The organism is Rodentibacter myodis (assembly GCF_001999305.1).
GTDB lineage: Bacteria > Pseudomonadota > Gammaproteobacteria > Enterobacterales > Pasteurellaceae > Rodentibacter > Rodentibacter myodis.
This window is the reverse complement of record NZ_MLHQ01000011.1, coordinates 234,452-248,603: the sequence shown is the minus strand read 5'-3', so window position 1 is coordinate 248,603 and position 14,152 is coordinate 234,452. Positions and strand designations below refer to the sequence as shown.

The following is a 14,152-nucleotide window of genomic DNA, read 5'->3' as shown; positions in this document are numbered from 1 at the left end:
CACTTCAAGCGGCGGCACAGAATGACACGACAAGCGGTTTGGTTGCGCTGGCATCGCCTTATGTCAACCGAGAGATTCATAAAATGACAGAAGGTGATACGGCAAAAGACAAGGCGACAAACCTGATAGCGCATGCGTTACTTTCTGCTGTAGAGTTCCAAGTTACAGGCAAAGACCCGTTGACGGGAGCGGTAGCGGGCGTGACGGGTGAAGCCACTGCTGAAATCATTGCGCGAGCTTACGGCAAACCGGTAAGTGAATTGACTGCAAATGAGAAAGAGAATATCAGCACCTTGAGCCAACTGGCAGGTGGATTGGCGGCGGCTATTACAGCTAAAGCGAATAATGTAATCAAAGAAAATGGTGGGGGAATGGCGCTTGCGGTTGCCGGAGCAGAAACCGCTAAAAGAGCGGTTGAAAATAACTTTGGTTTTATTGAAGCGGCTAAGAATCCTGAATATACGAAAGAACTTTGGGTTAAAGCTAAAGCGGATGAGATCGTCAAGCCGATTGAGGAACAAGCCACAAAAGATACTATAAAAGAAATAAAAGAGAATCCAGTTGGCGCAATAAAATCAGTAGCAAATGAGGTAGCTCCACATTATGTATCGGGAGGTGTGGCTATATATAAATATAGTGGTAAATTTGCTATTAATTTAAGAACGCTTGATGTATTTGTTGGGGGAGGAGTATCTCAAGTTCCTATTTTATCAGGAGGGGGTATTTCAACAAACTTAGAGGCTGGCTGGATTACTAATTTTGATCAACAGGAGAAAAAGAATTTGGGACGTTCAATAAATAATGTTTTAGGGGGAGGGAGTATAGGTGGAACTGCTTGCACAGCTGTTGGATATTGTGGAAGCGTAAGTGTCACTATGCCAACTAAACAATTTCCTAAGGCATACATATCTACGGGTGGGGGTATCGGTGGCGGATATTCAATTAGTACAGATGTAATGTTTAGAGTTACTAGAGAAAAGTAATGAAAAAGAAACTATTTATAGTAAATTTGTTCATCATTATTGCTTCAGTTTTATATGGTATTTTTTCTGGTAGCATTGGGTATAACTACACTAAAAAACAAGAAGGTGAGCGACTTTATATGGTTTTAAATGTTCAGTTTAAAGATAAAATTCTATACCAAGATATCGGCTTTAGATATATCAATCTTAAATTTAGATTACTTGGAGAATTGCAAATTTATAAAGATTTTGTTTCTAAACGAGGGTATTCAGAAATGGGAGAAAATGTTTATTGTAAGAATGAGAACTTAATAACTCTACACAACAATACAGCTACAACTATTGAATTCCTGTATGAATATGATTCACCCCTATGTAAATAATAAAAGCCAGCGTAGCAAGGTAGCAAGCGTAGGGTGTGTGGATTTGAAAAATCCACACACGTAGTTATGTATCCCCAAGAGCTGGTCAATCAAGGTACGGTTGCTGGACGACGGTTAGTGATGTTAGACAGCCAATCGGTTCATAATAGCGGTAAAGTCTCAGGTGGTACGGTTGCTGCACAAGTGTTGGGAGACATGCATAATATTGGTGGCGTGTTTGAGGCTGATGACGCGTTATTATTAAACGTAAAAGGTGATTTAGCGCATCAAAGCACGAGCAAAACCACCGAAGTCAATCTTGACGGCTATCGACGTCACCAAACGAATCTTGACCGCCAAGCATTGTTACACGTTAAAGGTGAAAACGGCACGCTTGCCGTGAGTGCCAATCGAATTAATCTGTTAGGAGCGGCGATAATCAATGAGGGTAAAGGCGAGACCCAAGTGAGTGCTAAAACTGACCTCAATTTGACCGCACTTTCGGTCGGTTTTGATGAAAAGATGGGTAGTGGTAACTCTTATCGCAATGAATTAAGAGAAGATGTGGAAATTAGCCAAATTAAAGGGGGCGGTAATGTTCAATTATCCGCAGAGAATCTTTATTCGCAAGGGGCTGAGCTTGAGGCAACACGTCGATTAACAGCGTTGGTGCAGAATAATGTTTGGGGCTGACGTAGATTAGCTAGTATGTTAATCTACAAAAATGAAGATAACTCATTGTAAATTAAAGAAATCTATACAGAAGAAACTCCTTGAATTTTTTGTGTTAGAAGTTACGGCACGATCAGCCGCAGATTTACTCGGTATTCAGCCTAATTCAGCAATCCTGTTTTACCGCAAAATCCGTGAGGTCATCAGCTATCATTTATCCCTTGAAGCGGATGAGGTATTTGATGGACAAATTGAGTTGGATGAAAGCTATTTCGGTGGATATCGTAAAGGAAAACGAGGTCGTGGGGCGGCAGGAAAAGTGGCTGTTTTTGGGATATTGAAACGGCAAGGTAAAGTGTTTACTGTGGTCGTTAATAATACGAAGACAACAACGCTAATGCCTGTTATAGCAAGGAAAATCAAGCCTGACAGCTGGGTTTATACCGATACGTATCGTAGTTATGATGCCCTTGATGTAAGCGAATTTCACCACGAACGGATTAACCATTCGGAGTTGTTTGCGGTGAAACAAAACCATATCAACGGCATTGAAAATTTTTGGAGTCAAGCCAAGTGGATACTCCGAAAATATAATGGAATAGACCGAAAAAGTTTTCCTTTATTCTTGAAAGAATGTGAATTTCGGTTTAACTTTGGGACACCAAAAGAGCAGTTAAAAACATTGCGAAAATGGTGTGAAATTTAGGGCTAATCTACGTCAGCCCCAAAAATAATCGAACAGCAAAAGGTAGTGAAGCTGATTCTGATTTGATGAATTATCAATGTAAGTTAATATTGGGTAACAAATATCATAATATTCTTGATATTAAAAACAACAATGCTATGTATTTGACTTTGCCCTAGACCGCGCTTTGCGGCAAATCGCAGAATACAATACAGTTGCCGTTTGGATACGGTGAACAGCAATCCTGAACAGAAAGTGGCAGAGTTTACCCATTTCTTGCCAGTATTGGCGTATGACGGCAGCTCAATGAAACAAATTGATACCGCAGGCGTGTTGAGCGGCACAACCGCCACGCCGTTGGGAAGTGCCTTGCTGGTGAACGTGGATGATGAGACTTTGGAACGTTTAATGGACAATGAAGAAGCAAAGGCGATTCTAGATAAGGTTGAGGGATTTCGTTCCTTAAATCAAGATATTGAAATCATTCTTAATAGATCCAAGGAAATAAAAAAACTAAAAAAAGAAAAAGGTGATGATTTAATGCCAAAAGAAAAAAGAGAATTAACCGAGAAAGAAAAGAAATCCTTGCGTAAACAAGTGCAGGAAAAACTGATTAAATTTGCCACATGTATTCCAGTGTTTATGTATCTCACCGACTACTGTGAGCATTGCCTGCGTGATGTCATTACCCAACTTGAATCGCGGTTGTTCTATAAAGTAACTAGCTTAACTCAAAAAGATTTTGAATTACTGGTGAAATTAAACGTTTTCAACGAAAGCCTGATGAATGATGTCGTGTATAAATTCAAACGCTACGAAGACAGCAGCTCGGAATATGTGAAACACACGGAAAGAGTAGGATTGTTCAGCACCATAATGCCAAGAGAGGAGTTTGATAGACGTAAAAAGAGGGGAGTATAAGTGTCGCTCTTCTACAATTTAAAATCCCTTGCTTCTCGAAGTGAGTCAGTTTAAGTCTGATTTCGAGCATTACTTTATAAAAACTTCTTTAAAATTCTACCGTTGGGGCGTTAGCTCAATCGGTAGAATAGCGAACTCTTAATCCATTGATCGAAAACTCGAATCCTTTACTAACTTAACAATATTATTCCGATCTAGAATTAAATTCTTTTGACTTAAATAATTTGGATTTTCTGCATGCTAAAAATCAGTATTTGAATTTTTGTATTTGGGGTTGCATGCTAAATATAGATTATTATTTCTCTGTTTATTTGGTTTCTAGTTCGTCTAGAAGGCTTCCTTTTGCTGCATTTAAATATTGTATCATCGACCAGACTGTTAAAATTGCTGCAACGTAAAGTAAGATAATGGCAAGGATTTCCATATAAATATTATATCGCCATAATAATCCGCCGAGTGCGAGCATTTGGGAGGTGGTTTTGACTTTTCCTAACCAAGAAACCGCGACTTTACTGCGTTCACCCAGTTCAGCCATCCATTCACGCAAGGCAGAAATAATAATTTCGCGAGAAATCATAATAATGGCGGGAATGGTGATCCAAAAACTATGCTGATATTCCACAATAAGGACTAAAGCCGTCACCACCATCACTTTATCGGCAACGGGATCTAAAAAAGCCCCAAAACGCGTGGTTTGTTTCCATTTTCTTGCAAGATAGCCATCAAGCCAATCGGTAACTCCGGCGATGAAGAAAATCAGGGTAGTAATAAAAGGCGAAGATTCAATAGGTAAATAAAATGCGATAACAAAAAAAGGAATGAGAATGACGCGAAAAAGGGTAATAAAAATCGGAATATTAAATTTCATAGAAAATTGACCGCACTTTTGCTTAACGAGATGCTTATTTTAAAGGATCTATGTATATAAAAAAAGCCACATGGCGTGGCTTTCTTGTAGGATTTTTAAAAATTAAAGTTTGTCGGCATTTTGTTTTAAGTATTTTGCAACGCCCTCAGGATTATCTTTCATCCCTTCCTTGCCTTTTTCCCATTGAGCAGGGCAAACTTCGCCGTGTTCTTCGTGGAATTGCAACGCATCAACCATACGTAACATTTCATCAATGTTACGACCTAGTGGAAGATCGTTTACCACTTGGTGACGAACTACGCCGTTTTTATCAATTAAGAATGATGCACGCAATGCAACACCGGCTTCTGGATGTTCAATACCATACGCTTGTGCAATTTCGTGTTTAACGTCCGCCGCTAATGCGTATTTAACTTGACCGATACCACCATTTTCAGTAGGGGTGTTACGCCACGCATTATGCGTAAATTGAGAGTCGATAGAAACACCAACCACTTCAACGCCGCGTTTTTTAAATTCTTCATAACGGTGATCAAATGCAATTAATTCTGATGGGCATACAAAAGTGAAGTCTAATGGGTAGAAGAAAATTACAGCTGCTTTGCCTTCAATATGTTTTTTGAAGTTAAAATTATCAACGATTTCACCATTACCTAAAATCGCAGATGAAGTAAAATCTGGTGCTTGACGAGTTACTAATACCATAGTCATAATTCCTCTATATTTAAAGTGAAAAAAATTTTGCTGATACTAAACGCGGATAATATTTTAAAAAATTTGACCGCACTTTTACAGCTGATTTTATCTATCGAATTAATCAATATCATTTAACGAAAGGTGAAATATGTTAAAAAATCACGCATTATCCACAACATTGGTTCACGCAGGACGCAATAAACGCTTTTCTCAAGGTGCGGTGAATCCGGTTATTCAACGTGCCTCTTCTCTTGTATTCGACACCATAGCAGATAAAAAACATTGCACAAAAAATCGTTATAAAGGGGAATTATTCTATGGTCGCCGTGGCACATTAACGCATTTTGCATTGCAAGATTTAATGTGTGAAATGGAAGGCGGGGCGGGTTGCTACCTTTATCCTTGCGGTGCGGCGGCGGTAACCAATGCGATTTTATCTTTCGTTAAAACAGGTGATCATATCTTGATGAGTGGGGCGGCGTATGAACCGACACAGGATTTCTGCAATATTATTTTGAAAAAAATGCAGATTGAAACCACTTATTACGATCCTTTAATTGGTGCGGATATGGCGAAGTTGGTACAGGCAAATACCAAAGTTTTATTTTTAGAGTCGCCAAGCTCCATCACAATGGAAGTGCCTGATATTCCGGCGATAGTCAAAGCCGTTCGCGCCGTCAATCCTGAAATTGTCATTATGATTGATAACACTTGGGGAGCAGGCATTTTATTTAAGGCATTGGAACACGGAATTGATATTTCCATTCAAGCGGGAACGAAATATTTGGTTGGACATTCCGATGTGATGATCGGAACTGCCGTTGCAAATGACCGCACTTGGGATCAACTACGCGAACATTCTTATCTTATGGGACAAATGGTGGATGCAGATTCCGCTTATACCACCGCGCGTGGAATTCGCACCTTGGCAGTACGTTTGAAACAACATCACGAAAATGGTTTAAAAGTCGCGAAGTGGTTATCTGCACAGTCTCAAGTGAAAGCCGTGTATCATCCGGCGTTAGCAAGTTGCCCCGGACATCAATTTTTCCAGCGTGATTTCAGTGGAGCAAGCGGATTGTTTTCTTTTGAACTCACTCAACGCTTAACGGATGAACAAGTGGCACAGTTTATGGATCATTTTGAATTGTTCACCATGGCCTATTCTTGGGGAGGCTTTGAATCGTTAATTTTGTGCAATCAACCGGAAGAAATTGCCAAAATTCGTCCGAATATAGCACGAAAAATTGAGGGAACGCTCATTCGGGTTCATATCGGCTTTGAAGATCCGGAAGAATTAATTGCCGATCTCAAAGCAGGATTTGAACGAATTGTCTAATTGGTTTTTTAAGGCGGCACAAGGGCTTGGTCAACAAGCCCTTATTTACTCATTCTTTGAGTTGATTTATCATAGCCGCCGTTTTTTTCGTATAAAGAGATAGCAATGAAACATATTCATATTCTAGGTATTTGTGGCACATTTATGGGTGGCGTGGCGATGATTGCCAAGCAAATGGGCTACAAAGTAACAGGTTCGGATACCAATGTTTATCCACCAATGAGTACATTTTTACAAGCGCAGGGAATTGACATTATTCCTCATTATGAGGTTGAACAACTTCAACCGGCACCGGATATGGTGATTATTGGTAATGCAATGAAACGCGGCAACCCTTGTGTGGAATATGTATTAGAAAACAACCTACCTTACACATCAGGCCCGCAGTGGCTGCACGATCATTTACTACGAAATCGCTGGGTGCTTGCGGTTTCCGGTACGCACGGTAAAACCACGACAACCGGTATGCTTGCTTGGATTTTGGAACAAAATGGCTTAAAACCCGGTTTCTTAATTGGTGGCATTGCCGGCAATTTTGGCACTTCCGCCCGTTTAGGCGAAAGTGATTTCTTTGTCATTGAAGCGGATGAGTATGACACGGCATTCTTCGATAAACGTTCTAAGTTTGTTCACTACAATCCTAAAACCCTGATTATCAATAATATTAGTTTTGATCACGCCGATATTTTTGATGATTTAAAAGCGATTCAACGTCAATTCCATCATATGATTCGCACCATTTCCGAAAGCGGACGTATTTTGTCGTTTGCCGATGAACAAAGCGTGAAAGAAACATTGGAAATGGGCTGTTGGTCGGAACAACAATTTATCGGAAAAAATAAAGAATGGTTTGCACAACGCATTACCACCGATGCTTCCCATTTTGCCGTATTCCACAATGGCGAAAAAATGGCAGAGGTAAAATGGAATATTGTGGGTGAACACAATATGCACAATGCATTAATGGCGATTGCTGCGGCTTATCATACCGGTATCTCCATTGAAAAAGCCTGTGAAGCATTGGGATCGTTTATTAATGCCAAACGCCGTTTGGAAGTCAAAGGCGAAGTAAACGGCGTGACGGTTTATGATGATTTTGCCCATCATCCGGAAGCAATTTTAGCCACCTTAACCGCATTACGCGATAAAGTGGGCGGCGGTGTGCGGATTCTTGCGGTGCTTGAACCCCGTTCAAATACGATGAAAATGGGGGTACATAAAGATGAAATTGCACCGGCATTAGGCAGGGCAGATGTCGTCTTTATGCTACAACCGGACAATATCCCTTGGGAAGTGGCAGAAATCGCCGCCCAATGTGTCCAACCGGCACATTGGAGTGCCAATATTGACAAACTGGTAGATATGATTGTTGCAGAAGCACAACCAACGGATCATATTCTCGTGATGTCAAACGGCAGCTTTGGCGGTATTCATCAAAAGATTTTAGATAAACTGAAATAATCCTACTTCAAAGTGCGGTCAAAAAAAGAGAACTTTTCTGACCGCACTTTTTTATAAAATGGAACATTAAGGAGAAAAAAATGGCGGATCCCCATATTCAATCCCCAATGGATAGTTGGGATAAAATCACCGTTGTGATTTATCGAACCGGATTTTTAATTGCCGGTTTTAGTCTTTTATTGCTCACTTGGTTTCCGGCGAAAGCCGAAATAGCGACTTTGCTCGCCGCAACCTGTTGTGCTTCTTCCTTGCATATTTATCTCAAACATTTTCGTTTAATTTTTCAATTTGCCACTTGGATGGGGTTAGTGTGTGCGATTTTAGGCTGGAATGAATTGGCATTAGGCGGGGCATTGCTTACATTGGGCGGACTTTGCTTTAAAGAATATTTTTGCTTCCGCGTGCCGTTATTGAATTTCCAACCTTTTTTTGTGGCGGCACTATGGTTTGCTTGGGTGTTTGAAGGGGGAGTATTGACTCGAATTTTCTCGATTATCGTTGGGGCATTATTATTGATCCTTGCCATACAAAAATGGCGAATGCCGTTATATTTTGATATTGGGGATAAAACAAAGTATCAAATTTAATGAGGGGATATAAAAAAGAGCGGAATTTAACCGCTCTTTTTTGATCTCTTTCTAGGCGTGCATATAAGTGACCAGTGCAAGGAAGAGTTTTAATACGGAGGCATTGATTAAGTCAATAAAGAATGCGCCCACCATTGGCACGATTAAGAAGGCTTTATGGGAAGCACCAAAACGGCTTGTGATTGCCTGCATATTCGCCACCGCCGTAGGGGTTGCCCCTAAACCGAAACCACAGTGTCCTGCACTTAATACAATCGCATCGTAGTCTTTCCCCATTACCCGATAGGTGACATAGATTGCGAAGAACGCCATAAATGCCACTTGGATTGCCAAAATCACCAACACATCGGTGGCAAGACCGGCTAATTCCCACAGTTTTAATGACATTAATGCAATGGCTAAGAAGATAGATAAGCCGACACTACCAAGCACATCAATGGCGGAATCTGCCACACGGAATTTGAACAGGTGGGTGAGGGCGTTACGAATAATCACACCGGTGAACAAGCACCAAACGAAAGTTGGTAATTGCAGTGCCGTGCCTTTTGTAATGCTATCTAAATATTGACCGATTAATAAGCAGAAAGACATCATTGCAATGGTTTCAATGATCGAACGTGCATTGACTTTACGTTGATAAGTGGGGTGTTCAAAGGCTTCTTGTACATCATCCACTTCATCATTTTCAGGATTTTCATTTTGTTTTTGGCGGTGAAGTAAGAAACGTGCCACCGGGCCGCCGATAATCCCACCGAAAACCAAACCAAAGGTGGCACAAGCCATCGCAATTTCCGTTGCTGCCGGTAGGTTAAATTCTTTAATAAAGGTTTCCGCCCACGCCGCACCGGTACCGTGACCACCGGTTAAGGTAATCGAACCTGCCAATAAACCGTATGCCGGATCAATGCCTAAAATTTGCGTGCTGGCAACGCCGATGACATTTTGGAAAAAGATTAAGGCTGCTGCCACAAAAAGGAAAATAATTAAGGGTTTTCCACCTTTGATTAAACGGGCAAAGTTTGCACTTAAACCAATGGATGAAAAGAAAACCAACATCATCGTTGTTTGTAAATTCTTTTCAAAGGTAAAGGATGTGCCGTCTATTTGATGCCAAATAAAGAGGGCAATTGCCACAATAAATCCGCCTACAACCGGCTCGGGGATGTTAAAACTTTTAAGGACGCTAATGCGTTTCACCAAAAAATAGCCCAATAATAAAACAAGGCTCGCTAAGGCAAGTGTTTGATAAGTATCAAAAACAATATTCACTAAATATTCCTCCTAGTTGTTTTAGTTAGTTTAGAGAAGTTAAAGATGATGTTACGGCTCAACCACCACAATATCCACATTACTGTGTAAACCGCGGGGCAGTTGTGAGCCTTTTCTGCCTCGTTCGGCACGGAACTTTTGTAGATCTTCCGATTTTAATGTGATTTTTCGTTTGCCGGAATGAAATTCAAGATTGGCTTGCTCTGAGATGAGCAATAATTTCACCAATAATTCGCTGCGATCTTTGGCTGCGGCGGCTGAAATACTCACGATTTTGTTGCCTTTACCTTTTGATAATACCGGTAAATCCTGTGCCGGAAAGATCAACATTCTGCCGGCTGAAGTTAAGGCAACCAAAAGTGCGGTTGAATTTGGCAGAATTTTTGGCGGCAGTACTTTTGCATTTTCCGGTAAAGAAATCAAGGCTTTTCCCGCTTTATTACGGGCGATTAAGTCTTCAAATTTACAGATAAAGCCATAGCCGGCATCTGATGACATCAGTAATTCTTGCTGCTCGGCTTCCATTACCACGTGTTCTATGGTTGCCCCGGCAGGCAGGGTTAATTTCCCCGTGAGCGGTTCACCTTGCGAACGTGCCGAAGGTAAAGTGAGCGGATCGAGCGCATAACTACGTCCGGTACTATCAATAAATACAACCGCCTGATTGCTTTTACCGCAGGCGTGAGCCTTGTAGCCATCACCGGCTTTATAGCTGAGTGCCTTCGGATCAATATCGTGTCCTTTGGCACAACGCACCCAGCCCATTTCCGATAAAATCACCGTAACGGGTTCAGCCGGTGTCATTTCACTTTCAGAAATTGCTTTGGCTTCTTCACGCTCGACTAATTGCGACATTCGTGGACTGGCGTATTTTTTCGCGTCTTCTTGAATTTCTTTTTTAATCAAGGTATTTAAACGGCGTTCCGATGCTAAAATCGCTTCCAAATTTGACCGCTCTTTTTCCAGCTCGTCTTGTTCTGCACGGAGTTGATGTTCTTCCAATTTTGCCAAATGGCGTAAGCGTAAGTTTAAAATCGCATCGGCTTGTTCATCGCTTAAATTGAAACGTGCCATTAATTCTGCTTTGGGATCATCTTCGTGGCGAATAATTTCAATCACTTCATCAATATTCAAAAAGGCGATCATCAAGCCTTCTAAAATATGCAGGCGGGAAAGCACTTTATCTAAGCGATATTGCAAACGGCGGGTTACTGTGGTACGGCGGAAAATAAGCCATTCATTCAGAATTTGTAATAAGCCTTTCACCGCCGGTTTATGATCAAGCCCGATCATATTCATATTCACACGATAGCTTTTTTCTAAGTCGGTGGTGGCAAATAAATGCGCCATTAATGCTTCGCTATCGACACGGTTAGAACGTGGTACGATCACAATCCGAATGGGATTTTCGTGATCCGCTTCATCACGAATATCTTCTACCATTGGCAGTTTCTTTGCCGTCATTTGTTCGGCGATTTGGGCGATGATTTTTGAGGGCGAAGATTGATGTGGGAGGGCGGTAATGACAATTTCGCCTTCCTCTTTTTTCCACGTGGCACGCATTTTTATTGACCCACGCCCCAGTTCGTAAATTTTACGAATTTCTGCTTTCGGGGAGATAATTTCCGCTTCCGTTGGAAAATCCGGCCCTTGCACAATATTGAGTACCTCATCAAAGCCGGCTTTCGGATTATCCAATAGCATTACCGCCGCATCGGCAATTTCATTAATATTGTGTGGTGGAATATCGGTTGCCATTCCCACTGCAATACCGGTTGTGCCGTTTAGCAAAATATGGGGTAAACGGGCAGGCAAATATTGGGGTTCTTCCAATGTGCCGTCAAAGTTTGGTTGATAATCTACCGTGCCTTGTCCAAGTTCACCGAGTAAAATTTCGGAAATTTTAGACAAGCGTGATTCTGTATAACGCATTGCGGCGAAAGATTTAGGATCATCCGGTGCGCCCCAGTTGCCTTGTCCGTCCACCAATGGATAACGGTAAGAAAACGGTTGTGCCATTAATACCATCGCTTCATAACAGGCGGAATCACCGTGTGGATGGAATTTACCCAATACATCACCGACTGTGCGGGCGGATTTTTTGTATTTTGCCGTGGCGTTTAAACCGAGTTCGGACATTGCATAAACAATCCGCCGTTGCACCGGTTTTAAACCATCGCCGATAAAAGGCAATGCACGATCCATAATCACGTACATCGAGTAGTTGAGATAAGCACTTTCGGTGAAAGTGCGCAGCGGCATTTGTTCTATGCCTTCGTAATTGATGTTTGTGGTCATTTTATCTTTTCTTGTTGTTAAAACTTGTTGTTTGCGTGTTTCAATTTTCTTCAGGGAAATTTTTTATATTCAAATAGAAGAAAATTACCTAAAAATTGAAAGTCGCTAAAAGTGATTTAGGCTATTTACACCGCCAAATCCACCTGATCGCCTTTATTCTGCAGCCAATTTTTCCGATCTTCCGAGCGTTTTTTGGCTAATAACATATCCATTAATTCTAAGGTTTCCGCACCTTGATCTTCACCTAAATCATAGGTGAGTTGTACAAGGCGGCGGGTATTGGGATCCATTGTGGTTTCACGCAGTTGGGCTGGGTTCATTTCACCCAAACCTTTAAAACGTTGCACATTCGGCTTGCCTTTTTTCGTTTTTAGGCGATCTAAAATTGCCTCTTTTTCACTTTCGTCTAAGGCGTAGAACACTTCTTTATTTAAGTCGATACGGTAAAGCGGTGGCATTGCCACATAAACGTGTCCATCTCGCACCAACTTCGGAAAATGACGTAGGAACAGCGCGCAAAGTAGGGTGGCAATATGTAAACCGTCAGAATCCGCATCGGCGAGAATACACACTTTGCCATAACGAAGTTGAGATAAATCATCGCTATCCGGATCAATGCCGAGTGCAACGGCAATATCGTGAATTTCAGTCGAGCCTAACACTTGTTCCGGCGAGACTTCCCAAGTATTCAGAATTTTTCCGCGTAATGGCAAAATTGCCTGATATTCACGGTCGCGTGCTTGTTTTGCCGAGCCGCCTGCAGAATCCCCTTCCACTAAAAAGAGTTCGGTTTTTTCTAAATCTTGTGAACCGCAATCGGCTAATTTACCCGGTAATGCAGGACCGCTGACTAATTTTTTACGCACCACTTTTTTGGCGGCACGCAAACGGCGTTGTGCCGAGCTGATTGCCATTTCTGTAAGTTTTTCCGCATCTTGCACATTTTGATTGAGCCACAAACTGAAGGCATCTTTCAAAACGCCGCTGACAAAGACCGCACTTTGACGTGAAGACAGGCGTTCTTTGGTTTGCCCAGCAAACTGGGCATCTTGCATTTTGAGGGAAAGAATGTAGGAACAGCGATCCCAAATATCATCTGCGGTTAGTTTTACGCCTCGTGGCAACAAATTGCGAAATTCACAAAATTCACGCATCGCATCCAGTAAGCCTTGGCGTAAACCATTTACGTGTGTACCGCCTTGAATGGTGGGAATAAGGTTTACATAGCTTTCACCAATGAGTTCTCCCCCTTCCGGCAGCCATAATAATGCCCAGCTTACTGCCTCATTTGAGCCTTTAAATTCACCAACGAACGGTTTTTCAGGCAAGGTTTCATCACCATTCACGGCTTCAATAAGATAATCGGATAATCCGTCTTCATACAACCATACATCTTGTGTGTGATTGACTTTATCAACGAATTTGATTTCAAGTCCGGAACAAAGCACCGCTTTGGCACGTAACAAATGGCGTAAGCGGGTGACGGAAAATTTTGCACTGTCAAAATATTTAGGATTTGGTTTGAAATGCACGCTTGTCCCTGTGGTGCGTCTGCCACAAGTGCCGATGACTTCCAATTCTTCCACTTTCACGCCGTTTTCAAAGGCGATTTTGTACACTTCGCCATTGCGTTTAACCTGAATATCCACCCGCTCGGAAAGGGCGTTTACCACTGAAATCCCTACCCCGTGCAAACCACCGGCAAACTCATAGTTTTTATTGGAAAATTTACCGCCGGCGTGAAGTTTGGTGAGGATAACCTCCACGCCGGAAACGCCTTCTGTTGGGTGAATATCCACCGGCATACCTCGACCATTATCAATCACTTCAATGGATTGATCTTCGTGCAAAATCACTTCAATTTTTGTCGCAAATCCGGCGAGGGCTTCATCTACACTATTATCAATGACTTCTTGGGCGAGATGATTGGGGCGGGTGGTGTCGGTGTACATACCGGGGCGAATTTGCACCGGCTCGAGATCTTTTAAAACCGTAATTTCTTGGGCGGAATAGTTGGTTGTCATATTGAAAT

The 14,152-nt window shown here is 41.8% G+C and carries 13 protein-coding genes; 8 read left to right on the top strand and 5 right to left on the bottom strand.

Going from position 1 to position 14,152, the window contains the following annotated elements; all coding sequences use genetic code 11:
- The 5 genes from BKL49_RS06140 to BKL49_RS06120 all read left to right on the top strand — a co-directional run.
- A partial coding sequence (locus BKL49_RS06140) for a VENN motif pre-toxin domain-containing protein (protein ID WP_143530821.1) occupies nucleotides 1-983 on the top strand: 983 nt, incomplete at its 5' end.
- Nucleotides 983-1,345 (top strand): hypothetical protein, encoded by a 363-nt coding sequence (locus BKL49_RS06135; RefSeq protein ID WP_077423718.1) that lies wholly within the window; start codon nucleotides 983-985, stop codon nucleotides 1,343-1,345. The genes BKL49_RS06140 and BKL49_RS06135, both read left to right, overlap by 1 nt.
- A 66-nt stretch (nucleotides 1,346-1,411) precedes the next feature.
- Nucleotides 1,412-2,017, top strand: a complete 606-nt coding sequence (locus BKL49_RS06130; protein ID WP_077423717.1) for a hypothetical protein — start codon at nucleotides 1,412-1,414, stop codon at nucleotides 2,015-2,017.
- 31 nt (nucleotides 2,018-2,048) lie between these two features.
- Nucleotides 2,049-2,702, top strand: a complete 654-nt coding sequence (locus tag BKL49_RS06125) for an IS1595 family transposase (RefSeq protein ID WP_077423716.1) — start codon at nucleotides 2,049-2,051, stop codon at nucleotides 2,700-2,702.
- A 210-nt stretch (nucleotides 2,703-2,912) separates the two neighbouring features.
- Nucleotides 2,913-3,602, top strand: a complete 690-nt coding sequence (locus tag BKL49_RS06120; RefSeq protein ID WP_143530820.1) for a hypothetical protein — start codon at nucleotides 2,913-2,915, stop codon at nucleotides 3,600-3,602.
- A 307-nt stretch (nucleotides 3,603-3,909) separates the two neighbouring features.
- On the opposite strand, the gene pgsA is transcribed toward BKL49_RS06120, so the two are convergent.
- The gene (gene pgsA, locus BKL49_RS06115; RefSeq protein ID WP_077423714.1) at nucleotides 3,910-4,470 is read right to left on the bottom strand and encodes a CDP-diacylglycerol--glycerol-3-phosphate 3-phosphatidyltransferase; all 561 of its coding nucleotides are present in this window, start codon (nucleotides 4,468-4,470) and stop codon (nucleotides 3,910-3,912) included.
- A 102-nt stretch (nucleotides 4,471-4,572) separates the two neighbouring features.
- Entirely contained in the window at nucleotides 4,573-5,175 is a 603-nt protein-coding gene (locus BKL49_RS06110; protein ID WP_077423713.1) for a peroxiredoxin C, read from the bottom strand.
- A 139-nt stretch (nucleotides 5,176-5,314) separates the two neighbouring features.
- Here BKL49_RS06110 and metC point away from each other — a divergent pair, with 139 nt between their 5' ends.
- The 3 genes from metC to BKL49_RS06095 all read left to right on the top strand — a co-directional run bounded on the left by metC (nucleotide 5,315) and on the right by BKL49_RS06095 (nucleotide 8,553).
- Nucleotides 5,315-6,505, top strand: coding sequence for a cystathionine beta-lyase (metC, locus tag BKL49_RS06105; RefSeq protein WP_077423712.1), 1,191 nt, complete (start codon nucleotides 5,315-5,317; stop codon nucleotides 6,503-6,505).
- A 105-nt stretch (nucleotides 6,506-6,610) separates the two neighbouring features.
- The gene (gene mpl, locus BKL49_RS06100) at nucleotides 6,611-7,966 is read left to right on the top strand and encodes a UDP-N-acetylmuramate:L-alanyl-gamma-D-glutamyl-meso-diaminopimelate ligase (RefSeq protein WP_077423711.1); all 1,356 of its coding nucleotides are present in this window, start codon (nucleotides 6,611-6,613) and stop codon (nucleotides 7,964-7,966) included.
- A gap of 80 nt (nucleotides 7,967-8,046) precedes the next feature.
- Nucleotides 8,047-8,553 (top strand): DUF2301 domain-containing membrane protein, encoded by a 507-nt coding sequence (locus BKL49_RS06095; protein WP_077423710.1) that lies wholly within the window; start codon nucleotides 8,047-8,049, stop codon nucleotides 8,551-8,553.
- A 51-nt stretch (nucleotides 8,554-8,604) separates the two neighbouring features.
- Here BKL49_RS06095 and gltS read toward each other — a convergent pair whose 3' ends face one another.
- From gltS to parE, 3 genes are all read right to left on the bottom strand, one after another.
- Nucleotides 8,605-9,822 carry a sodium/glutamate symporter gene (gltS, locus tag BKL49_RS06090; RefSeq protein ID WP_077423709.1) on the bottom strand — a complete coding sequence of 406 codons (1,218 nt, stop codon included), beginning with the start codon at nucleotides 9,820-9,822 and terminating at the stop codon, nucleotides 8,605-8,607.
- 51 nt (nucleotides 9,823-9,873) lie between these two features.
- Nucleotides 9,874-12,120 carry a DNA topoisomerase IV subunit A gene (gene parC / locus BKL49_RS06085; RefSeq protein WP_077423708.1) on the bottom strand — a complete coding sequence of 749 codons (2,247 nt, stop codon included), beginning with the start codon at nucleotides 12,118-12,120 and terminating at the stop codon, nucleotides 9,874-9,876.
- A 125-nt stretch (nucleotides 12,121-12,245) separates the two neighbouring features.
- Nucleotides 12,246-14,144 carry a DNA topoisomerase IV subunit B gene (gene parE / locus BKL49_RS06080; RefSeq protein WP_077423707.1) on the bottom strand — a complete coding sequence of 633 codons (1,899 nt, stop codon included), beginning with the start codon at nucleotides 14,142-14,144 and terminating at the stop codon, nucleotides 12,246-12,248.
- Nucleotides 14,145-14,152: the final 8 nt, after the last annotated feature.